Below are 22,126 nucleotides of genomic sequence, written 5' to 3'. Positions count from 1 at the left end.
CTAAAACGCCTCCACTTACCTTTGGTACACGTATTGCTTTTTATCCCTTACGAGCTTTGCACGATGGCAAAGTGGCACCGAAAGGGAAGTTTACGTGAGCCGAGTCCACCAAATATTAAAGGCTGCTTTGGAGCAAAGGCAGTCTGTAAATCCTAAATATTCGCTCCGCAGTTTTGCAAAGGACCTATCGGTCAATCCCAGCTTTGTCTCACGTATCCTGAACGGCAAACAAACAATACCCAGCGCGCGGCTGGAGGAAATCATTCAGACCTTACATATGAATGAGGCATCCTCCAGGAATTTGAAAATTGAACTGGTCCGGGATTACATGAAGGAACTGGGGCTAAAAGAAACAGAGCTCCTGAAGCAGGAGCTCTGGGAGTCTGTTCCGGAGGAGGTTATCTAAAGACCGCTTCGCACTGAACCGGGCCGGAAGCTTTGGGTTTGAAGATGTCTTTCACTCGTTTGGATTGGTGAGTGGACTCCTTGGCCGTGCCCCATTTTTTGATACCTTCATTTAGCATTTTGATGGTGATGACAGAAGAATGCGGGCTGGTTTTTGCCATAGCCATCACATCTTTCACCACTTGTTCCGGCATCATGCTGGGGTGAAGGTACACGTCGCGGGACGAGATTTGTTCTTTAGCCATTTTCTCCACCAGGTAGTTTGCCAGAATGCCTGTGACAGTCGGAGTTGCCATCGATGTTCCCGACATATTCTGGCGGCCCAGCGGGGCCTCAAGGTGCAGTTGAATCGCCATGGATTTCTGAAACGAGTCGATCATCATCGTGTTTCTGAATACTTTGTTTTGCTGGGCGAGTCTTTCTGAAAAAGGCAGACTTTCAAAGGACTTTTCCACAAGCTTTTGCGCTTTCGAGACACCATCGAAACCCTTGCTTACAAGTTTCTCCGAGTTTTCAGAATTTTTTGCAGGAACGGAGGAGTAAATTTCCTCACCCGTGGAAAAGATCTGGGGAACCTTGGGATCAATCAAAATGTTCGTGAAGGCCGTTAAAGTGCCATTGACGTTGATACTTCCCACAGCCAAGATGTTTTTTACGGCGTTGTTCGGAGTGTCTTTCAATCCTTTTTGTTTGGCGATTTCCAGGAAGCGGGTGGAGGTGATTCCCACCGGGAACCCAGCTTTAGTGACACCATCCAGCCAGCCACCGTCGTTGCCCGTGGCGACGATAAATAAAGTGCCTGGGGCCTTTTCGTTCATGGCCCTACCGATTTTGAAGCGGACAAATTCCGAAAATAAATCATTTACCATGGACTCGCGCTTATTCGCCAGGCTGTGATCTTTTTGGAAAGTAGTTCCCAATGATACGTTAGCCAGTTTTAACTGTTGAACACCGGCTGCTTCAATTGCCCGTAACACGTCATTGATGAACACAGCATCCAGCGATCCCTTTTGAGTTTCCAAGTAGTCTTTCAGCAATGACTCAGCACGCTTCGGAGTCATTTTTAATCCAGAGTATTCTTTGCTGATTACAGACACCAGCTCAGTGACGATAGGCAGTTGCAGCCATTCTCTGAACTCTGCAAGGTATTGCTGGTTTAGCGCTTTTTGTCTTGCTGGAGCCAGCGCTACAGGGCCTGTCGTCACACGAATTGGGACGATGCGCACATTGGAGTTTTGGTGGGCAATGACGCCGGAGACGTGGGTCGCGTGACTGTTAGAGTTGCTGTCACTTGCAAGATAAGGATGCTGAGTGCGAATGACATAACGACGCAGATCAGATCTCATTTTCAGTGCAGCTGATGGATCTTTTTGGCGATCTTCTAGGGCTTTTGCGACAGACCTTAAGTTTTCGATATTCTTAACAGCTTTACGAAGAGCTTCTTTGTCTTCCTTTTTTGTATCAGGGTTATTTAGAAGTGCTTCATAGGCGGGTTTGGCTTCCGAGATGATCATTTCTGCCACCTCGATCGGAGTCTTGCCGTCATATTTTGAATCCGCTTTGATCTGTCTTTCCAGTTGCGATAGAGGATCAAAAGCGTCAGCGCCCCACAGAATCATATTAAATGCGGGATTTAGGAATTCAGTCGCTTGCATACGATCCATGCCCAGCAAGGCTTGATTTTGCTGTACTTTTAAATATGAAAACAAGTTGTCGAAATTTTTGTTAAAACCGGTTTTTTGATCGAGGGCTTCCAACGAGTCTTTCATCACTTCGTAAAAACGAGTGCCGTGCTCCAGGTTCGATGCATACTTGATCATGTTTGGAATATACTTGTCCGGACCGGTATAAAAATCGAAGGGCTTGATGTCTTTCAACTCTTCCGGAGTTGCGGTTTTTCCTCCCGCCTTCCTAATTCTATCGATGTAGTCATCGATTGTTAAGAGTTTCGTGATTTCCATTGCGCCACGAAGAGAAAGACTTTCCTTAGGCAGTTTTGCAAAAAGACTTTCTTTAAGTTCAGGGTCGTTTTGAATACTATCGTAGAAATGTTCAACGAAGATTTCATTGGAGCGCTTCAAAAGATCGAGAGGGCTTTCCACCGGTTCTACGATCATGCCATCTTTGATTTGCTTGGCACCGAAGGCAAAAAGGGATGGATCCACCATGACGTGAGTTCCCGAGGGACCATTACCCATTACATCTATTCCGGCACCAGCGACCCGGCCATCGACAATGCGATAATCAATCTGCGCTTGCAGGTCCTTGTGAGCGATATCAACGCCGCTATCAATCACACCAACGCGTAAAAGATCTGAGCGGCGCGCATCTTGTTCCTGACGAATCACGATAGCATCGCGCTCTTTTTGCGTAAGCTCGCGCACCTGGCTGCGCATCCACTCTAGCTGGCGAGGAAACTTACCGCTTAAAAAACTATCTCTGGGATCTTGCGAGGGGCCAGTTTTGCACGACGGTAACGCTAAGATTACGGCCATTGAAAGCATCATCACGCGGCTTCTTGATTTCACTTTTGTCATAGTAAATCTCCATTTTTATTCGTATTGCTGTTTGTAGAGCAAAGCGAAAGCCAGAGAGATTTAGAATTATTTAAAAACGGACAAGTAGTTGAAACCGCGAAGAGAATTTCTAAAAAGATTATGAAAACACAGGGCTGTTGATCTAATAGAAACGACCAACTCTAAAAAATTAGGACCATTTTCGGCTGTTGATCTTAGCAGTCAACGTATGGAATTGACTGCCAAGCTCAACGATTTCCTCTCTAGTAAATACCTAGAATCTTCCACCAAGCTGCGCCAAGCCCCATAAAGATCAAAAGATAAACGACCGAGAAAATAAAACCGATTCTCCACCAGTCTTTCAGATCGACGTAGCCAACACCATATAAAATCGGTGCAGGGCCGTGAGCGTAATGAGTCAGTACGCCTGAAAGTGATCCGGTAAAGCCCAGCATCAATGCCAGAAGCTTGCCTTCAATGCCAACCGCGATACCCACTGCCAGCATTGCGGAATACATAGCGGCCACGTGAGCTGTTGCACTCGCAAAAAGATAACGAGTGTAGAAATAAACCAGAATCACCGCAGGGAAAGCCCAGTACCAAGGCAGATGCCCCAGTTCTGCTTTCACAATTCCACTAAACCAGCTGACAAAGCCCAATTGATTTAAACCTTCAGCCATCATCACCAGGGCCGAGAACCAAACCATGGTATCCCAAGCACCTTTTTCGCCCTTAACATCTTCCCAAGTCAGAACTCCGCTTAAGAGCAAGAATCCCAAACCAATCATCGCGCCGACGGTGGCATCAATCTTTAACTGTGGTCCAAAGATCCACATCACCAGCAACATCACAAATGCTACGACCATCAACCATTCATTGCGTGTCACAGCTCCCAGGTCCGTCAGTTTTTTCTTGGTATCTTGTTGAACAGCTTTAGTGTCTTTAAGCTCTGGGGGATAAATTTTAAATAACAACCACGGCGTCAGTACCAAGCACACCAGTCCCGGAACGATGGCAGCCATAGCCCAACCACCCCAGGAAATTTCCACGCCTAAGTCTTTTGCAAACTTCTGGCACATGGAATTTGAAGCCGTCCCAGTGATGAACATCGCAGCACCCAGTAAGTTTGCGTAATAGGAATTCAAAGTCAGATAAGCACCCATGCGACGATGTGTTTTGGGGTCCGCAGGGTCTGAACCAAATCCCATGGCAATGGATTTCATGATCGGCATCAAGATACCACCGGCGCGGGCGGTATTACTTGGTGTCGCCGGAGCCAAAACCAAATCTGAAAACGCCAGACCGTAAGCGATACCTAATGGTGATTTACCAAGCTTGACGATAAACCAATAGGCCACTCTTCTTCCAAGGCCGGTTTTGATAAATCCGCGGGAAATAAAGAAGGCAATAGTAATCATCCAGATCGTGCCGTTGCCAAATCCGCTTAAGGCAAGTTTTACGGATTGAGACATATCGCCCGGCGCACGCAGCTGAAGGGCCGCAACCAAAGCGATGGAAATCATCGAGATACTTCCCATTGTGGCTGCCTTGATGACGATACCAAAAATGGCAGAAATAAAGATGGCAAACAAGTGCCATGCGTTTTCTTTTAATCCCTCAGGCGGGGGAGTGATCCACAAAAGCACTCCCAGAATTAATACGGCGATCCATGCTTTGTAGTTCATTTCTTTTTCGTTGTTCATTTGAATCCTTTCAGATGATCACAATAAGGGTAGGTGGAAACAACGGCAGAGTAAAGAAGCTTTGGTTTGTTAATCTTTTAATCAGATGCTTGCGTTGTTAAAGCAGACAGGTATCATGGCTGTAATGCGAATCAGACAAGTTGGTTTTTCCTCACGACTCAAAGCTCATCGTAAACTTCTTACCTTTGAAACATTGAAGTTCATCGTGGAGTTTATGCGTGATGGGAACGCCCGGTTGGCAGCATTTCGTTCGGGAGTTCCCGAAAACTATGCTTCCAAGCAGGGGGCGTGGCTAAAAAAGCATCCAATTGTTTTAGCGGCCATGGAAGCAGAGCTCGACGAGAGGGAAATGTTGCGCCTGCAAAAGGCGGTCGCGGAAATGGATCGGCAAATGGATATTTGCAAAGACATCTTAGGTTTACAGGATTTTTAATGAATAGATTTTCAAAGTTACTTCTTACGTTGTTTGTCACTCTGCCAGGAATTTCCCAGGCGCAAATTTTCTCGGCCATGGCTCCTCCGGGAAAACAACGAGGGGTGTTCTCTTATTCGGGTTCTATTCAGCCCGAAACAAGTCTGAAGGACGGCACTGAAAACGCCAGTATGAATCGTGGCACCGTGGTTGCGACTGTGCCAGTTTACAAAACGGATCAGGAGAGCTGGGCCATCACGACACTGGGAAACTGGTTGGATCTTTATCCTGATCAAACCGGCATCATGCCGGATCTGTATCAATTCGATGTTGGCGTGACATACAGTCGCATGATCAACGAAAAAAAGTACTGGGCGATGAATGCAAATTTCGGCTCCGCCAGTGATAAGCCTTTTAAAGATCCCAGCGTAAATACGATTGGTGCGAACTATTTTTATGTGAATCCCGTCGATGAAACGGCGACGTGGATTTATCTGGTGAATTACTCAAACAATCGCCCGATTTTAAATAACATTCCGATTCCGGGTTTTGCGTATATGTATACGCCTTCAAAAACTTTCCGTGGAATTTTCGGAGCGCCGTTTGCGCAAATCTACTGGGAGTTTGTGGATCGCTGGTCTTTAAACTTTTTCACTTTGATTCCCTGGGTGATCAAGACTTCGGTGGATTATTCCATCGCAGGTCCGATGAAGGTTTCCCTGGGGCTCGATTTCTTTCAGTCGACCTATTATATTTTCGGCCGTGAAAATCGTCAGGAACGATTGTTTTATGATGAAAAGCGTTTGTTCTTAGGATTCAAGTCACCGCTGTCGAAAACATTTATGGTTGAAGCTGAGGCGGGGTATGCCTTTGATCGCCGTTATTTCTCGGCAGAAAACTATGAACCCAATCCAAGAAATGCCATTGGACTGGGCACCAGCCCTTACGTAAAACTAAATCTTACCGCGTTCATGTTTTGATATTTACTTAGCGAATTGCCGGAAGGAAGCGAGAGACTGATGCGGATGCGAAAAACACCGGCTTCTGCGTTTTTGCAGAAGCGATTTTCAGGTAGCTGCTAAGTAGCAGCGCCAGGAAAATGAAAAACCAATTGCTTGGTGAAAGGTGTAAAAGCATACGTTCCTAGGAGCTTTTTTTGCTCTTTAAGTAACCCAAATAGTATTCGATACCGCTGGTTATACTCAAAATGACGCTGACCCACAAGACCGCGTACCCAACTTTGTCCAAATAAGGGATATATTGGTCCACGTTTCCAATAATTACACAGGGAATGGCCACCATTTGCATGGCAGTCTTCCATTTGCCTGCCGGCTTCGCGTCAATAATGATTTGATCTGCCGCAGCAACCGAGCGGATGCCCCCGATAAAGTTGTCCCGGGCCAGGATAATGATCACCATCCAGGCATCAATTTTACCCAAAGCCAGCAGCATCGCCAGGATGCTGGTGACTAAAATTTTGTCAGCGATGGGGTCCATGAATTTCCCGAAATTGCTGACAGCATTGTATTTGCGGGCATAGTAGCCATCGAAATAGTCAGTGATGGAAGCCAGCATAAACAGCACCGCTGCGACGATGTTCCAAGCCAGCTTGTCGGGATACATGGCACCTACCACCAGCGGCACCATAAAAATGCGGCTGACGGTGATTCTCATAGGAAGATTTTTTTGCCATTCAGTCACTGCCATGTCTGCTCCGAGAAAAAATAATGCGTAGACTTAAACTAACAATTTAGTCTAGAAATAATCAATGTTTATTCATCGTCACAAAGTGCAGTTTTACGAAACGGATTTGATGGGAATTGTTCACCACAGCAATTACCTGCGTTTTTACGAAGAAGCGCGGGTCGGTTGGGCCATTTCCAAAGGTTTGATTGATTATCAAAAACCGGAATCTGCCAGTTACTTTGCGGTGTATGAAACACAGGTGAAACACCTGAAGCCCACGTTTTTCGGGGACGATCTGGAAATTGAAGTGCAGGCCCGGGTTCAAGGGACTCGTTTGATCTTTCAGTATCGTATGCGCGGGCGAGGCGACAGCACATGTTCAGTGGCACAGACTGTTCACGTGGCCCTTGGAAAAGATTTGAAACTTATGAGATTACCGGCCGAAATCAAGGCCGCAGTGGAGAAAGAATCATGGACAGAAACCTGGCTTTAGAATTTGTACGCGTGACCGAAGCAGCCGCTCTTGAATCTGCTCGTTGGATGGGTAGAGGCGATGAAAAAGCAGCTGATGCTGCAGCCGTGGATGCCATGAGAAAAGCTTTCGACGTTCTTCGTATGGACGGCACTGTGGTGATCGGTGAAGGGGAGCGTGATGAAGCTCCGATGCTTTATATCGGTGAAAAAGTCGGTACTAAAACAGACGATGCTCCAGCTCTGGATATCGCTTTGGATCCATTGGAAGGTACTACCATCTGCGCCACAGGTGGACCTGGTTCTATTTCCGTCATCGCGGTGGCAGAAAAAGGAAAGTTCCTTCACGCGCCGGACACTTACATGGATAAAATCGCTTGCGGTCCGGGTGCAAAAGGCAAAATTGATATCGATAAAACTCCGACTGAAAACGTTCAGGCGGTGGCAAAAGCATTGGGTAAAGAAGTCAGCGACATGACCGTGGTGATTTTAAATCGCCCTCGTCATAAAGAATTGATTGATGAAGTTCGTAAGACGGGTGCCCGCATTCAGTTGATCGGCGACGGCGACGTTTCAGCCGCGGTTTCTGCTGCGTGGCCGGATTCTGGTATCGATTTGCTAATCGGTATCGGTGGTGCACCAGAAGGTGTTATCTCTGCGGCCGCAATGCAGTGCTTGGGTGGCGATTTCCAGGGGCGTTTGAAATGGAGAAACGAAGAAGAAAAAACTCGTGCCTCCAAAATGGGTCTTAAAGACCTCGACAAAAAATTCACTTGTGACGAGCTTGCCAGTGGTTCGGTGATGTTTGTGGCAACAGGGATCACTGATGGTTCATTGCTTAAAGGTGTGCGCTTCCTTCCAGACGGAAAAGCGAAGAGCCACTCGATCGTAATGCGCTCGCAAACCGGTACTATCCGTACCATTGAATCGTTCCATGATTTCACCTGGAAGAAAAACAAGAAGTCGTAAGGTATGAGTACTCAACTTTTTTGTTTCAGTTGCAAAAAAGAGATGTCCTTTGCGGGAAATATCGGCCGACGTGAGGAATGCCCTCACTGTCGCGCTGATGTTCATGTTTGTAAAAACTGTGATTTCTATGATCCTAAAGTTTATAACGAGTGCCGCGAAACCCAGGCGGATGTGGTGCGCGAAAAAGAGCGCGCAAACTTTTGCGATTACTTCACGCCGAGAAAAGGCGGAGCCGGGCAGGAAGATCAGGCAGCCAAGCTTCGTGCGGCGGCAGATGCCCTGTTTAATTTCAAAAAATAGCGAGCCACGACGTTAGTGCTTTTTTTCCGGTCTTTTGGGTTCTTTCTTTCTAAAATCGAAACTTAATTTGCGCCTTCAGTCGGTGGTTTTTTAATCACCCGATGGGTTAGTATTTTCTATGTAACCTGATTGAGATTTTTCAAAGGAGGGCCGAGATGCCTAACAAAGAAACGCCTCAAAGAAATGGTGCCAGAAATACGCCGAAGTCTGATGTGCCTCCGCGTTTTTCAGAAGACACACATAAACAGTTTCATACACCTGACGTTCCTGCGGAAGAAGGTGCAGAGATTCTGGAAGCCTCCAATGAGCGGGTGACTCCACGCCGGGAACGTGAGGCAAATTCATCCAGCATCAGGGAGCTGGATAGTTCGAATTCAAAATATGCCGCAAACACTGAACCATTACGTGAAAGCGAAGTGAATCAGCCAAAAAGCGGTAATAAGAGTGGAAGAACTGGAAATACTCAAACGCACTAAAAAAGTGTTAGAGTAAAAACACGGATTCAGAAACTCGAATAGGAATGCGCAACACTCGTGTTGTGCATTCTTATTTTTATCTGCGGACATTCTTAAGTTTTGGATCACCAACATAATCTGCGCAATTAAAGTCTGACGGAGTGACTTCAGTGCGGGTCACTGGTACCGTGAAATAGCATGAAAGTACTAAGTCCCGTGGTCATGGATAATATCAGTCTAGATTTCTGCCGTCGCAGCAAAGCGGCCGCAGTGGGCTTCACTGTGGTTTTCGCAATTTTATTGTTTAAACCCATCTCCACCTCTCCAGAATTTTTAATCCTCCATAATATAGCGGCAAGTCTTGCGATCATCTGCAGTGTCACACGATTATTTTTAGCGATAAAAATCAGCCGCGGTGGAATGCCGACGATGCACCGCTGGGCCCCGCTGCATTCTTTGGCAATAGTGATCAGCACGACGTGCATGGGTGTTTTGTGCTCCCTGGGATTTTGGGATCCGCTGAATCCGGATTCAAAAATCTTCGTCACATCTTTTATTGTGAGTGCGATCATGGCGGGATCTGCCACTTCGCTTGCGTTAAAACCGCGTATTTCAGTTTACTTCCTGTTTATGGTGGGCGTGGTGCCGGGACTGTTTTTGGCCTTCTCCAATCATCAAGGGGATCTGCCTTACGGCGTTTGGACCATCTTTGTTTTTACATTCGTGCTATACGTCTATGGTAACTCCCGCGAGTTTTATCACAGTATGATCACCCGCTATGAAACGGAAGAAGCACTCAACATTGAAAAGCAGAATCTTACTTCCGCTATTCAACAGCTAAAAACCACTCAGGACGAGTTGTTAAACCAAAAATCCCGCGCCGAGTATTCCGCTAAACTCGCGTCCCTGGGGGAAATGGCCGGCGGGATCGCTCATGAAATCAATACTCCGTTAAATGTTATTTTACTTTCGGCCGAGCAACAGTTGGAAATTCTGGAGGACGATCCGATTCAGGGGAAAGCTATGATGAAGCAATCCATTGAAAAAGTTCAGTCGACCACGAATCGTATTGCCGCCATCGTCAGGGGGCTTCGCACGTTTGCCCGCGATGGAGCGAAAGATCCGATGGAGGCAACTCCGCTGCAGATGCTTATCGATAACACCTTATCGCTTTGCTATGAAAAATTTAAATTGAATAACGTTGATTTGCGTTTGCCGCCGACGACGAATCTGGTGATAAACTGCCGTCCCGTGCAAATTTCCCAGGTGCTTTTGAATCTTTTGAATAATTCTTTTGAAGCCATTCGCGAACAGTCGCCGAGATGGATCGAAATTGGAATTCAGGATTTGGGTGAGCAGGTGGAAATTCGTATCACCGATAGTGGATTAGGGATTCAGGCCGATATCCAGGCCGAAATTTTCAGGCCGTTTTATACAACCAAGGAAATTGGTAAAGGCACGGGGTTGGGGCTTAGTATCTCCAGGGGATTGATCGAGGCCCATCACGGTCAGCTCTTCATTGATAATGAAAGCCGCAACACCTCTTTTGTGATTCGCATTCCGAAATAGGGTTAAGACGCCAAGGCGTGCTTCACCATATCCAATAGCTCCGCACGATTAACAGGTTTTAGAATAAAGCCCACGCAGTTGGGATTCTTACGAAGTTCATCTTCGTCACCACCCACGTATCCTGAGATAAACATCACGGGAGTGGAGTGCTCGGGACTAGCACTGATTTTTTTTAAGAGTTCAAAACCATCACACACAGGCATACGGATATCGCTGATAATCAGGTTGGGTTTCCAGTTTTGAATTTTCTCAAAACCATCAAAGCCATTTTCCGCAAGTTCCACGTCGTATTCAGCTTTCGTCAGAAAGTAGGAGATAAGGTCACGCAGATCTTTTTCGTCATCGACGATAAGAATTTTGGATTTCACTGATCTGGGCTCCTTATAAATGGGCTTTGTCTTATTTAAAATTTACAGTCTTGTCCAGTTAAGTCCTAACGGTGAACGCAGTATTAAGGCGATGTAACATAACCATTGCAGGAGGTCTAGGCTAGCGTTGACTGTCTGTGATCTGAAAGTCACAGTGTTTGCATATGGCAAAAGCATCTACGACAGAAGTTTTCAACTGCACTCCCGAGCAATTCTTTAAAATCATTTCTGATTACGAAAAGTATCATGAATTTTTGGCAGAAGTGAAACAATGCAAGGTCTTAAAAACCGAAGGCAATCGCAAACTTGTTGAATACAACGTTTCGGTGGTGAAAACCTTCAAATACTCTCTATGGATGACAGAATCCGCTCCTAACAGCATCACCTGGGAATTTGCTTCCGGTGATATGTTTAAGACCTCTGTGGGCTCCTGGAAACTTCAGGACGAAGCTGGAAAAACACGCGCGACATACACGGTTGAAGCGACATTTAACATGTTTGTTCCAGGTCCTATCGCTAATGCCTTAGTCAGTGTGAATCTGCCAAATATGATGAGCTCTTACCATAAACGAGTGAAGCAGGTGTATGGCGTCTGATTCAGGTTCCAAGAAGGATGAAAAAGAGCCTTCGGCTGACTTAAAAGGTTTGCTGGGGGATACCGTTAAGAAAGTCTTCACGGCGGGTGTTTCTGCCGCGTTCATGAGTGAAGAGGGTTTAAGATCCTATCTTTCTGAATTGAAACTTCCTAAGGAAGCTTTGAATCTTTTAATCCAAGGGGCCAATAAATCCAAAGATGAAATCACCCAGCGCGTGACCAAAGAGGTCGTGGGGATTATTCAAAAAATTGATTTTGTGAAAGAATTTTCCAAATTCGCAGAGACTCATAAATTCAAAATCACTGCCGAAATCGACATCATCAAAAAAGATTCCGGCAAACAATCCAAGTCCGACGAAGCCTAGGCTGCGAAATCTTTCCGACCTGGACCAAAAGCTGTCTCAAGTTGAGAAAAATACGACCGATAAGAGTGTCATGATGGAAACAGAAATCCTGACATTCATATCGGTTTTGTTATTTTGTTTTTGCTGCCGCCAGTTGATCCACTCGGTAGTTAAACCAATTCCTCTATTGGCTTCCGAAAGACCTTACGCCCGCAGTGCCATGCAACTTGGCAAGGGGTACAAAGTCATGGCGTGGGGTCTGATGACTTCCGTATTCATGGTCGGAACAGCCGTGTCATTTTATCAGGTGTTTACAACAATCTGATTCCTGTGTTTGACTGGTTAAGGAGGTGTTTGTGAGCTCCTTTTCAACAGTCAATCCTGCAACCGGTGAACAACTAAAGAAATTCGAACACGTCACTTGGGATCAGGCTGAACTCATGATCCTTGATGCTAAAAAAGATTTCGAACAATGGCGAAAATTTACCTTCGCTGAGCGCTCGAAAGTTCTTAATGATCTTGCCGCAAGTCTTCGTAAACACAGTGATGATCTGGCTTCGCAAATGAATCTGGAAATGGGAAAGTTGATTCCCGAGGGCAAGGCCGAAGTTGAAAAATGCGCCGTGACCTGTGAGTACTACGCCAAAGAAGCTCCCGGAATGCTTCGCAATCAATCCAGTGGTTCCCCGTATCAATCTGCCGAAGTAAGCTTTCAACCCCTGGGAGTGGTTTTTAGTATCATGCCGTGGAATTTTCCTTTGTGGCAGGTAATCCGTTTTGCCGCCCCGGCATTGATGGCTGGCAACGTGATTATTTTAAAACACGCGGATCTGACGGCGGGTGTCTCTGAAAAAATCGGAAAAATCTTTAATGATCTAACACCCAATCTGTTGTTATTAAGAAATTGCCAGGCGGATCACGCAGTCGCTGAAAAAATCATTTCTCATCCCCTGGTGCGCGGAGTGACTTTTACAGGCAGCACCAATGGTGGACGTGCTGTCGCCACGACGGCGGCAAAAAACTTAAAAAAAATCGTCCTGGAGCTGGGAGGCAGTGATGCCTACATCGTTTTGGATGATGCGGATATTACACTGGCAGCGAAAGCTTGCGCAAAGACCCGCTTGCAAAATTGCGGGCAAAGCTGTGTGGCGGGGAAGCGCTTCATTGTCGTAGAGAAAAATCTAACTGAATTCTTAAACGCCATGGAACACGAAATGAAAGTGTTGCCACTGGCTCCTTTGGCCAGCAAGGGCTTTCAGCAAACCATTATCACTCAGGTGGAAAAATTAAAAAACTGGGGTGGTAAGGTTATGATGGGCGGCACGGCTCCGCAGGGACCGGGTGCTTATTATCCGGCAACTTTGGTGTTGTTTGAAAAGAACAATTCCGAAGTTCATCACGAGGAAGTCTTCGGTCCCGTGGCATTGGTGTTTGTCGCGAAAGATGCAAAAGAGGCGATAGAGATCGCCAATTCTTCTCCGTTTGGATTGGGCGGTGGTGTCTTCACCCGCGATCTGCAAAAGGGTAAAGAGCTTATCGAAAAAGAAATGGAAGCAGGTTTTGTTGTCGTCAATGATTTTGTTAAATCGGATCCCCGTGTTCCTTTTGGCGGAGTCAAGGAATCGGGTTACGGTCGGGAGCTTGGACATTTTGGAATTATGGAATTTGTGAATGTAAAAACGGTCGGGGTTGGAGCAGTTCAGTGAAGAGATTGACCTCGAAAGCACGTGATAAAGTTCGCACCAAGCAGGATTTGGATCATCAGGTTTGGAAATTGGTTAAGAAATTCGAATTGCAGGATAAAAAGTTTCTGGTGGCTTTATCCGGTGGCGCAGACTCGGTAGCACTTCTTGCGGTGCTCATTAAATTGCTTCCCAAAGAAAATCTGGGTGCTTGTTATTTCCATCACGGGGATGACAAGAATCAGGAATATCGCCGGGATGCCCAGGTCTTCTGTGAAAAGCTTTGTAAGAAGCTGGATGTGCCTTTTTATATTTTAAAATCCAAAACACTGGCTAAATCAGAAGCCCAATATCGCGAGCAGCGTTATGAGGCCCTGGCGCGGCTGCAGCGTGATGAGAACTTTGAAGTGCTTGCCACAGGACACCATGCCGATGATCTCCTGGAAACACGTCTTATGCGCATCGTGCGTGGGACGGGTGGCCAAGGATTGATCGCCATGTCGTACTTTAGCGGCGGGGTGTTTAGACCTTTTCTGGAGACTCCCAAGGTCGAGCTGCGTAAATATCTTCGGAGTGAAAAACTCCGTGCCTTTGAGGATCCCTCGAATAAACTGCTGGACCCATTTCGCAACTGGATCCGCGAAGACTGGCTAAAATCCCTCGAAAAACGCCAAAAAGGTGCGGTGAACAGTCTGGCGCGTTCGCTTGAGATTTTAGCGCAGGAGCTTCAATCCACGGAGCATAAGCCGGGTACGGATCTCCTGGGTCAAAATGAGGCTTATAAGTCACAGAAAGATGCGGGTCTCTCCCGTTCCTTTTATCTAACGTTAACTCCTTTTGAGCAAAGACGGTTGCTGGCCCAGTATTTGTTCTCCCTTGGAAAACGAGACTTTTCACAATCACAGCTCGAAGAGATACAAAAGCGCCTGGACAAATCTCAGAAAGTGCTCAGCTTTAAGGTCAGCGGTTGCCAATGGGAAATTAACGCAGAGCAAATCAAGGTCGAGTCCTGATTTTCTCATTCGAGAAACTGCTTAAAGTTGCTTTTAATAGCTCAAGGCTTCTGTTAGTCTTAAATGGTTCTATCTGAATCGTTCTAATGACGGACGAAGTGAGCGAAAGGAATCGAAATGCGATCTACTCAGAAAACGCTGGCTCTATGGTTTTTCCTAATCATCATGGCTGTTTTTCTATTTCAAGCCTACGAGAGCAAGCATCAAAAACTAATTGGTGAATTCAATTATTCGAAATTCACTGAGGCGGTAAAAGCGAAGGAAGTCGCAACCGTTACTTTCCGTCAGGAATCCAGCGAGATCCTCGGCGAAATGAAACCGGAGTTCGAGAAAAAGTACAACGGCACTCATTTCCAAATCGTGGGTAATACCCAGGATGAAGGTTTCAAATTCCTGGAAGCCAATGGCATCACGCCAAATTACGAGCGTGCTGATAACGGCGGATTCTTCCAGTCATTCATCGTGAACTGGTTGCCACTAATTTTGATCGTGGCGATGTTCCTGTTCATCATGCGCCAGATTCAAGTCGGCGGTGGTAAGGCGATGTCCTTTGGTAAATCCCGTGCGCGCCTTTTAACTGAGCACAAAAATCGTGTGACGTTCAAAGAAGTAGCTGGTGTTGACGAAGCGAAAGACGATCTTCAGGAGATCGTAAGCTTTTTGAAAGATCCAAAAAAATATACAAAACTGGGTGGCCGTATTCCAAAGGGTGTCCTTTTGGTGGGTTCTCCGGGTACAGGTAAAACCTTGCTTGCTCGCGCTGTTGCGGGTGAAGCGGGTGTGCCGTTCTTTACAATCTCGGGTTCTGACTTCGTTGAGATGTTCGTGGGTGTGGGTGCTTCCCGTGTCCGTGACTTGTTTGAACAAGGTAAGAAAAATGCTCCGTGCTTGATCTTTATCGATGAGATCGATGCCGTAGGTCGCCATCGTGGTGCCGGCATGGGTGGTGGTCATGACGAGCGTGAGCAAACTCTGAATCAGCTATTGGTTGAGATGGATGGCTTTGAATCCTCTGAAGGTGTGATCATGATCGCAGCGACGAATCGTCCTGACGTTCTGGATCCTGCACTTCTGCGCCCAGGTCGTTTCGACCGCCGCGTGGTTGTGAATAAACCTGACCTTAAAGGTCGTGAGCAAATCCTGGGCGTTCACACGCGCAAGACTCCGCTTGGGCCTGACGTTGATACTTCCAAAATCGCTCGTGGTACTCCGGGCTTCTCGGGTGCAGACCTTGAGAACCTTGTGAACGAAGCCGCTCTTGTGGCAGCTCGTACAGACAAAAAGTATCTTGAGATGGAAGACTTTGAAAAAGCGAAAGACAAAGTGATCATGGGTTCTGAAAGAAGATCCATGGTTATCTCTGATGAAGATAAAAAGGTTACTGCTTACCATGAAGCTGGTCACACTTTGGTGAACAGAAAACTTCAAGGTTTGGATCCGATCCATAAAGTGACGATCATTCCTCGTGGAATGGCTTTGGGTGTAACTCAAACTCTTCCAGAAAAAGAATCAGTGTCTTTGTCGAAATCAACTGCAGAGAACATGATTGCCTTCTTGTTCGGTGGTCGTGCAGCTGAAGAAGTGATCTTTAAAGATGTGACGACAGGTGCGGGTAACGATATCGAACGCGCTACTTCCATCGCTCGCCGAATGGTTTGCGAATGGGGTATGTCTAAACTGGGTCCTTTGGCGTTTGAAAAATCAGGCGGCGAAGTATTCCTGGGGATGCAGTACGGTCACCAAGGCCACAAAGAATACTCTGAAGCGAAAGCCGAAGAGATCGATGCGGAAGTTTCTAAAATCATCAATACAGGTTACGCAACTGCGGTTCGTATCCTGACCGAAAACAAGCAAGCTCTTGAGTCTATCACTCAAGCCTTGATTGAATATGAAACTATTGATGGTCATGAAGTTGATATGATGATCAACGGCGCGGCAGTTTCTGAAATTGAAAAATACAGAAACAACCGTCGTGACACAAACCTGGCTCTGGCAGAGGCAAAAGGAATCGGCAAAAAAGATGATTCCTCCGGCTCTGACCCAGTGGGAAATACCGGGCCAGTGACAATCTAACGGACTTTTTAAAGCTCCAGGGAAACCTGGAGCTTTTTGTGCTTTAACCCCATTACTTTTTGATTGGGCATCTGGATGTTGCAACAGTTTTTAGACAACCTCATCTTCATCGTTCAGCATTTGCGCGTGCAAGATGCGATCGACATGATCCTGGTATGGATGGTTGTTTATCGCATTCTGGTTTTAATCAAGCGCACAGGAACAATTCAAATGCTCTCAGGGTTGGGAGTTTTGGCAATTGGTTACATCCTGAGTATCTGGCTTGAGCTTTTCACGTTTAACTGGATCCTGGAAAAATTCTTCTCGAATTTATTCGTGATCGTGGTTGTGTTGTTCCAGGCCGAGATTCGTCGTGCCTTGGCGCACATTGGTTCAAATCCCTTCTTCTCTGATGCCTCTACGATTCAGGAAACCCAGGTGATCGAGGAGATCGCTAAAGGTGTTATCCAAACTGCACAAAAGGGCTTTGGTGCTCTTGTGGTGGTGGAGCGCGAGATTGTTATCGACTATCACATCGAATTCGGGACTGAGATGGAATCCAAGGTTTCTTCGGAACTTTTGACTTCGATCTTTCACCCGGAAAGCCCGATGCATGATGGAGCTGTGTTAATCCGCAACGGCAAGATTCACTCTGCCGGTTGCTTTTTGCCTTTAAGCAAAAACCCGGTTCTGGATAAAAACTTAGGAACGCGCCATCGCGCTGCTATTGGTCTGACTGAAGAGACGGACGCCCTGGTGTTCGTGGTCTCTGAAGAGAATAAGTCCATTGGTATCGTTCAAGGGGGGCATTTAAGCCCGAATGTGGAGCTTGGGGATATCCGTAAAGCTCTGTATGAAACTTTCGGCCTTAAGTACAAAGCCTTTTCACAGCAAGGAGATCTGTCATGAGACGTCGCTGGTCGGATGCTGTGACCGAGAATTTCAGTTACAAGATTGTAGCCCTGTTTATATCCCTGATTCTGTGGTTGACCATCCTGGGGCGTCGCGATTTTGTATTGAGCAAAAACGTGGATATCGAACTGACTGTGGCTCAAGGAACACACGTGGTGGCGCAGACTGCAGACCACATCAAGGTAAAGGTTTCAGGGCCACGGGCGGCTTTGAAGAAGTTTATGGAAAGCTCTTTGTCTCAGAATATCAATCTTGATATCTCTCATCGGGGCACAGGGGTCATTTATGTCGATATTCCGCTGAATAAGATCGATGTGCCACTCGGGGTAAAAATCCTGGGAGTTCGTCCGAATCAGATTCAGGCCGAAGTTTTGGAAATAAAGGACAACGTGGATGACAAACAAAAAGGTCAGTAAAGTGGAAAAGAAATCAGCAAAACTTTTTGGAACGGACGGTATCCGTGGGACTGCCAATCAGTACCCAATGACAGCGGATATGGTTGTAAAAATCGGTCAGGCGATCGGTTACATTCTGCAAAAACAAAAATACAATGCACATCCGTCACTTCGTAAAGTGGTTATCGGTAAAGATACGCGTCTTTCCGGTTACATGATCGAACAAGCTTTGGCGAGCGGTCTAAACTCCATGGGTGTGGCTGTGCAATTGGTAGGACCGCTTCCAACTCCGGGTATTGGTTACCTGACTCGTACTATGCGTGCGGTGGCGGGGATCGTGATCTCTGCTTCTCATAATCCATTCCACGATAACGGTATTAAAGTTTTCGGTGCAGATGGTTTTAAAATTTCTGAAGAAATGGAGCGCGAAATCGAGCGCCTGGTTTTGGAAGAAGACCTGAATGCTCTTTTGCCACCAAGTAAAGAAATTGGGCGCACTCGTCGTATTGACGACTCCCAAGGTCGTTACATCGTTTACGTAAAATCCACATTCCCATTGGAATACACTTTGGATGGTATGCGTATCGTTTTGGATACGGCTAATGGTGCCGCTTACAAAGTGGCGCCATCTATTTTTCAGGAGTTGGGTGCAGAAGTTATTCAACTTGGCGATGATCCAAATGGCACAAACATCAACGACAAGGTTGGGGCTTTGTATCCAGCCAAACTTGCTGAGGCCGTGGTGCAATACCGCGCTGATGTGGGTATCAGTTTGGACGGGGATGCGGACCGTGTGATCATGGTTGATGAAAAAGGCCAGATCGTAAACGGCGACCGTATTCTTGCTATCAGTGCTCTGCACATGAAAGAGCGCGGACTTCTAAAGAATAACACTTTGGTTGCGACACAAATGTCGAACTTCGGTCTTGAGAAGGCGATGAACGATGCTGGTATCAAGGTTGTAAAGGTTGGGGTCGGTGACAAATACGTTGTCGAAGAGATGCGTAAAAACGGTTACAACTTAGGTGGTGAGCAATCAGGTCACATCATCTTCCTGGATCACACGACAACTGGTGACGGCTGTGTGGCAGCTTTAAGCGTGCTTGCCGTGATGAAGCAAACTGGTAAGAAAATGAGCGACCTTGCGCGCGTCTTTGATGATATGCCACAAGTGTTGATCAATCTTCGTGTGAAGCGCCGTATGGAGCTTGATGAAATCAAGGGTTACCATGATTTGATCGCGCACATTGAAAAGCAACTTGCTGGCAACGGCCGTGTCTTTGTTCGTTTCTCTGGAACTGAGCCGGTGATCCGCGTTCTGGTCGAGGGTAAAGACAAAACAGAAATCTCTCAATTCGCCGACGAAATCGCGGCCTTCCTGGAAAAAGAGCTAAGCTAATGAAACATAAAATTCGTTTGGGCGTGAATGTAGATCACGTCGCTACACTTCGTCAGGTTCGCGGTGGCACAACAGCTTACCCGAACCTTCTGGATATGGTTAAAAAGTCCGTAAAGGGCGGTGCAGAGCAAATCACGATCCATTTGCGTGAAGACCGCCGTCACATCCAATTGGCCGATTTAAAACTGCTTTCCAAAGAATGCCCGGTGGCATTGAATCTGGAAATGGCTGCGACTTCACAGATGGTGGCTTTTGCGAAAAAATACCGTCCAGACTGGGTGTGCTTTGTTCCGGAAAAACGTGCCGAGCTAACCACAGAAGGTGGTTTGGATGTAAAGAAGGGCTTTAAGAAAATGGCCCCGATGGTTGAAAAACTTCAGCGCATGGGAATTGAAATTTCCATGTTCATCGAACCTTCCATCGAGCAAGTCGAAGCTTCCTATGAAATCGGTGCTGACGCGGTTGAATTTCACACCGGCAAATGGGTTCATTTGACCGGGGCTATGAAAACCAAAGAATGGAATCGCCTGGTGGACGCAGCAGAATGGGCAAACTATCTGGGTTTGAATGTTCATGCGGGTCACGGTTTGGATTTCGCTCACTCTAAAGAAATCAATAAGCTTCCTTATTTGCAGGAAGTGAACATTGGACACTCTTTGGTTTGCTACGCGCTTGAATACGGCATGGAAGAATCCGTGCGTAAGATGCGTAAGATCTTAAAGTAATTCTTTATGTCCACGATCCTAAACTCACAAACTCACATAAAATCCACAGCGGAACTTAAAGTGTTTTGGCAGGACTTCCTGCCACACTTAAGTGATCGCTGTGTTTTGCTTTTAAGTGGGGATGTGGGCGCTGGAAAAACCACTTCAGTGCAGGCTATTGCCGGGATTTTGGGAATGAAGGACGTGCAGTCGCCCTCATTCGCGATTCACCTGCGCTATGAAAATGCCGAAGGTCGCGCAATGGATCATTTGGATCTGTATCGATTGAATGACGACGATGACCTGGAAAGTTCTGGCTTTTGGGACTTGTTTGCTCCTAAACAAGGTCTAGTTGTGATCGAATGGGCTCAACGTTTGGATTACGACTATCTGCCGCTAAACTGGCAGCGGGTTGAAGTCAGCATTACCAAAGGTCCTACGGAATCCGAGCGTATTATCACTTCACGCCTTCTCTAAGGTACTGTCTTACCTTACTTCGTAATGTGTCTCTGTATTTGCTCAAAATCCATGTGCTTTTTTTCCTGATTAAAATCAGAAGCGTAAAATTGAAGTTATCAGGAGGTAAAACTCTATGAAGACAACTTCCCCTGAACAGCAGCCCACAGCGGACAGCGCCGACGGATCGTCACTTAAAAAAGCCAAGAAATTTGCCTGGAAGATTTTCTTACAGGCCGGAGAAATCGGTAAGGGATTTTTATCTTAAGCGGCCTGTAGGCCTTTGGTGAACTCGCTGGAGAGTTTTTCCGCAAGGGTTAATGAAGCTTTGTTGTAAGCGGATTTTTCCGCAAAGCCCATTAGCATTCCCACGATCTTTTCCTCCATCACAATTGGAGTGATGGTGACGTGATCAGGGATGGCCCCCTGGTTCCATTGTTCAAAGAACTTTTCATTCAGTTCATTCAAAGAGATGTAACCATGGAAAGGTTTTTGAGTGGAAGCCACGATATTGAAAATGCTTGGAGTTTTCAATGGAACACGCAAAGACGTATCTTTGATGTCCTGGAAGTTTTCATCCCAAGCAAAAGCAGTCACCTGTGATTCCTGCTCATCCACAGTCAAAATCATGGATTTTTCAAAGTGAGCTTTCATTTCTGAAAGGGCACGTTTGATTTTATCAGGCAGAACAGCACTGTTTTTCTTTTTCAGTTTCTCCAATGAAAAGTTGCTGCTTGCAACCGGATTCATTGTTGGTTTTGCAACACCAGTCGGGCGAGCCACGATCGGCGCGATCGGTTTATTACCGAAGCTGTCTTCGTTTAATTCCGGCAAATCATCCTTTGGCGGAGGCGGTGGGCCTGCCGGGATAGAGCTTTTTTCCTGAATCGGCTCTACGCGAGCCAGACTTGGACGGGACTCCATCACAGTGTGTTCAAAGGTTTGCTGAATTTGTTCTGGCGAAGCGGTTGCAGAATTTAAAATTCCATCAACGGGTGTTTCTTCAGGAATTGCGGCTACGGCAACATCACTGGAGTTTTCATTTGAACCAATGGATTGCAGGCTGACTTTTGGAGTGTCAAACAGACCTTCCAATCCACCCATTTCATCAGAAGAAGATTCCGCACCTTCCTCTGGCATTTCAATTTCCGGATTGGATTCTTCGGAGGAAGAAACGTCACCTAAATCTTCAAATGAAAAGCTGTCGCCGGATTTTTTCGCAGCCGGGGCCTTTAGTGAAACTTCAAATCCTTCCGGCATTTCGGATTCGGATTTTGCAGCCTGAAGGGGAGCTGCCTGAGAAGAACTTGATTGTGATTGCCAGGAATTCCAGCAATTCTCCAAAACATCCTGAGGTGCCAGTACGAATACGGCGCCAGGATTAGAAGGGAAATCCTGTGGCGGTTGCAGACATGCCACTACGAGAATGCCATCCCACTCCGCCACAGGCAGACACTCCGCCGTCCAGGAGTAATGCGTCGCCCACTTAGCTAACATTTCTTTGCGAGGAGGAGTTTCTGTAAAAAATCTTGCCTGAAGCCGAGGAAGTTTATAATGAGCCATCGCCCAAGGAAAATATTCGTCGGGTTGGATGTGGTTTTCCTTCAAAGCGTAGCCCAAAAGGCTCAATGGCGATCCAGCGACCGCATGAGAGTCGGTAAGTCCTTGAAGTTTATGTTTAAAATGCTCAAACCATTCTAAAGTGCTCATTGTCTTGTTT

General features: G+C 46.5%; 25 protein-coding genes. 20 read left to right on the top strand and 5 right to left on the bottom strand.

Annotated features, from left to right (window positions below; translation table 11 throughout):
* The first annotated feature begins 94 nt into the window (after positions 1-94).
* The gene (locus ACLWNV_RS09630; RefSeq protein ID WP_413584170.1) at positions 95-406 is read left to right on the top strand and encodes a helix-turn-helix domain-containing protein; all 312 of its coding nucleotides are present in this window, start codon (positions 95-97) and stop codon (positions 404-406) included.
* Here ACLWNV_RS09630 and ACLWNV_RS09625 read toward each other — a convergent pair.
* Complete coding sequence (locus ACLWNV_RS09625; RefSeq protein ID WP_413584168.1) at positions 399-2,942, bottom strand: S8 family serine peptidase; 2,544 nt, start codon at positions 2,940-2,942, stop codon at positions 399-401. The genes ACLWNV_RS09630 and ACLWNV_RS09625 overlap by 8 nt on opposite strands.
* A 242-nt stretch (positions 2,943-3,184) precedes the next feature.
* Entirely contained in the window at positions 3,185-4,624 is a 1,440-nt protein-coding gene (locus tag ACLWNV_RS09620) for an anion permease (protein ID WP_413584167.1), read from the bottom strand.
* Positions 4,625-4,709: 85 nt separating this feature from the next.
* Here ACLWNV_RS09620 and ACLWNV_RS09615 point away from each other — a divergent pair, with 85 nt between their 5' ends.
* Both ACLWNV_RS09615 and ACLWNV_RS09610 read left to right on the top strand, forming a co-directional pair.
* Positions 4,710-5,057, top strand: coding sequence for a hypothetical protein (locus ACLWNV_RS09615; RefSeq protein WP_413584166.1), 348 nt, complete (start codon positions 4,710-4,712; stop codon positions 5,055-5,057).
* Positions 5,057-6,016: a hypothetical protein gene (locus ACLWNV_RS09610; RefSeq protein WP_413584165.1), complete on the top strand. Its 960-nt coding sequence runs from the start codon at positions 5,057-5,059 to the stop codon at positions 6,014-6,016. The genes ACLWNV_RS09615 and ACLWNV_RS09610 overlap by 1 nt, the downstream gene beginning before the upstream one ends.
* 163 nt (positions 6,017-6,179) lie before the next feature.
* On the opposite strand, the gene pgsA is transcribed toward ACLWNV_RS09610, so the two are convergent.
* On the bottom strand, positions 6,180-6,743 hold the full coding sequence (gene pgsA, locus ACLWNV_RS09605; RefSeq protein WP_413584164.1) for a CDP-diacylglycerol--glycerol-3-phosphate 3-phosphatidyltransferase: 564 nt from the start codon (positions 6,741-6,743) through the stop codon (positions 6,180-6,182).
* 61 nt (positions 6,744-6,804) lie between these two features.
* Here pgsA and ACLWNV_RS09600 point away from each other — a divergent pair, with 61 nt between their 5' ends.
* From ACLWNV_RS09600 to ACLWNV_RS09580, 5 genes are all read left to right on the top strand, one after another.
* Positions 6,805-7,215: an acyl-CoA thioesterase gene (locus tag ACLWNV_RS09600; RefSeq protein WP_413584163.1), complete on the top strand. Its 411-nt coding sequence runs from the start codon at positions 6,805-6,807 to the stop codon at positions 7,213-7,215.
* Positions 7,194-8,162 carry a class II fructose-bisphosphatase gene (gene glpX, locus ACLWNV_RS09595; protein WP_413584162.1) on the top strand — a complete coding sequence of 323 codons (969 nt, stop codon included), beginning with the start codon at positions 7,194-7,196 and terminating at the stop codon, positions 8,160-8,162. The genes ACLWNV_RS09600 and glpX overlap by 22 nt, the downstream gene beginning before the upstream one ends.
* A 3-nt stretch (positions 8,163-8,165) precedes the next feature.
* Positions 8,166-8,462 (top strand): hypothetical protein, encoded by a 297-nt coding sequence (locus ACLWNV_RS09590; RefSeq protein ID WP_413584161.1) that lies wholly within the window; start codon positions 8,166-8,168, stop codon positions 8,460-8,462.
* Positions 8,463-8,617: 155 nt separating this feature from the next.
* Positions 8,618-8,938: a hypothetical protein gene (locus ACLWNV_RS09585; RefSeq protein ID WP_413584160.1), complete on the top strand. Its 321-nt coding sequence runs from the start codon at positions 8,618-8,620 to the stop codon at positions 8,936-8,938.
* Positions 8,939-9,115: 177 nt separating this feature from the next.
* The gene (locus tag ACLWNV_RS09580) at positions 9,116-10,486 is read left to right on the top strand and encodes a sensor histidine kinase (protein WP_413584159.1); all 1,371 of its coding nucleotides are present in this window, start codon (positions 9,116-9,118) and stop codon (positions 10,484-10,486) included.
* A gap of 2 nt (positions 10,487-10,488) precedes the next feature.
* Here ACLWNV_RS09580 and ACLWNV_RS09575 read toward each other — a convergent pair whose 3' ends face one another.
* A complete protein-coding gene (locus ACLWNV_RS09575; RefSeq protein ID WP_413584157.1) occupies positions 10,489-10,854 on the bottom strand; it encodes a response regulator in 366 nt (121 codons plus the stop codon).
* 164 nt (positions 10,855-11,018) lie between these two features.
* Between ACLWNV_RS09575 and ACLWNV_RS09570 the strand changes: the two genes are divergently transcribed.
* The 12 genes from ACLWNV_RS09570 (at position 11,019) to ACLWNV_RS09515 (ending at position 20,674) form a co-directional block, all read left to right on the top strand.
* The gene (locus ACLWNV_RS09570; protein ID WP_413584156.1) at positions 11,019-11,450 is read left to right on the top strand and encodes a type II toxin-antitoxin system RatA family toxin; all 432 of its coding nucleotides are present in this window, start codon (positions 11,019-11,021) and stop codon (positions 11,448-11,450) included.
* Positions 11,440-11,814 carry a hypothetical protein gene (locus ACLWNV_RS09565; RefSeq protein ID WP_413584155.1) on the top strand — a complete coding sequence of 125 codons (375 nt, stop codon included), beginning with the start codon at positions 11,440-11,442 and terminating at the stop codon, positions 11,812-11,814. Before ACLWNV_RS09570 ends, ACLWNV_RS09565 begins: the two co-directional genes overlap by 11 nt.
* Before the next feature lie 70 nt (positions 11,815-11,884).
* Positions 11,885-12,118: a hypothetical protein gene (locus ACLWNV_RS09560; protein ID WP_413584154.1), complete on the top strand. Its 234-nt coding sequence runs from the start codon at positions 11,885-11,887 to the stop codon at positions 12,116-12,118.
* 31 nt (positions 12,119-12,149) lie between these two features.
* Entirely contained in the window at positions 12,150-13,499 is a 1,350-nt protein-coding gene (locus ACLWNV_RS09555) for an aldehyde dehydrogenase family protein (RefSeq protein WP_413584153.1), read from the top strand.
* An 86-nt stretch (positions 13,500-13,585) separates the two neighbouring features.
* A complete protein-coding gene (gene tilS / locus ACLWNV_RS09550; RefSeq protein ID WP_413584152.1) occupies positions 13,586-14,488 on the top strand; it encodes a tRNA lysidine(34) synthetase TilS in 903 nt (300 codons plus the stop codon).
* Positions 14,489-14,605: 117 nt separating this feature from the next.
* Entirely contained in the window at positions 14,606-16,561 is a 1,956-nt protein-coding gene (gene ftsH, locus ACLWNV_RS09545) for an ATP-dependent zinc metalloprotease FtsH (protein ID WP_413584151.1), read from the top strand.
* Positions 16,562-16,636: 75 nt separating this feature from the next.
* Complete coding sequence (gene cdaA / locus ACLWNV_RS09540) at positions 16,637-17,449, top strand: diadenylate cyclase CdaA (RefSeq protein ID WP_413584150.1); 813 nt, start codon at positions 16,637-16,639, stop codon at positions 17,447-17,449.
* On the top strand, positions 17,446-17,868 hold the full coding sequence (locus ACLWNV_RS09535; protein ID WP_413574533.1) for a hypothetical protein: 423 nt from the start codon (positions 17,446-17,448) through the stop codon (positions 17,866-17,868). Before cdaA ends, ACLWNV_RS09535 begins: the two co-directional genes overlap by 4 nt.
* The gene (glmM, locus tag ACLWNV_RS09530) at positions 17,846-19,246 is read left to right on the top strand and encodes a phosphoglucosamine mutase (protein ID WP_413584149.1); all 1,401 of its coding nucleotides are present in this window, start codon (positions 17,846-17,848) and stop codon (positions 19,244-19,246) included. The genes ACLWNV_RS09535 and glmM overlap by 23 nt, the downstream gene beginning before the upstream one ends.
* Positions 19,246-19,971: a pyridoxine 5'-phosphate synthase gene (locus ACLWNV_RS09525; protein WP_413584148.1), complete on the top strand. Its 726-nt coding sequence runs from the start codon at positions 19,246-19,248 to the stop codon at positions 19,969-19,971. The genes glmM and ACLWNV_RS09525 overlap by 1 nt, the downstream gene beginning before the upstream one ends.
* Positions 19,972-19,977: 6 nt before the next feature.
* Positions 19,978-20,427 (top strand): tRNA (adenosine(37)-N6)-threonylcarbamoyltransferase complex ATPase subunit type 1 TsaE, encoded by a 450-nt coding sequence (gene tsaE / locus ACLWNV_RS09520; protein ID WP_413584146.1) that lies wholly within the window; start codon positions 19,978-19,980, stop codon positions 20,425-20,427.
* Between the two features lie 115 nt (positions 20,428-20,542).
* Positions 20,543-20,674, top strand: coding sequence for a hypothetical protein (locus tag ACLWNV_RS09515; protein ID WP_413584145.1), 132 nt, complete (start codon positions 20,543-20,545; stop codon positions 20,672-20,674).
* Here the strand turns inward: ACLWNV_RS09515 and ACLWNV_RS09510 are convergent.
* Positions 20,671-22,116: a hypothetical protein gene (locus ACLWNV_RS09510; protein ID WP_413584144.1), complete on the bottom strand. Its 1,446-nt coding sequence runs from the start codon at positions 22,114-22,116 to the stop codon at positions 20,671-20,673. The genes ACLWNV_RS09515 and ACLWNV_RS09510 overlap by 4 nt on opposite strands.
* Between the last annotated feature and the right edge of the window lie 10 nt (positions 22,117-22,126).

It is taken from the genome of Bdellovibrio sp. HCB274, assembly GCF_047306075.1.
In the GTDB taxonomy this organism is placed as follows: domain Bacteria; phylum Bdellovibrionota; class Bdellovibrionia; order Bdellovibrionales; family Bdellovibrionaceae; genus Bdellovibrio.
The sequence above is the reverse complement of the archived record's forward strand: the minus strand, read 5'-3'. Positions and strand labels throughout refer to the sequence as shown.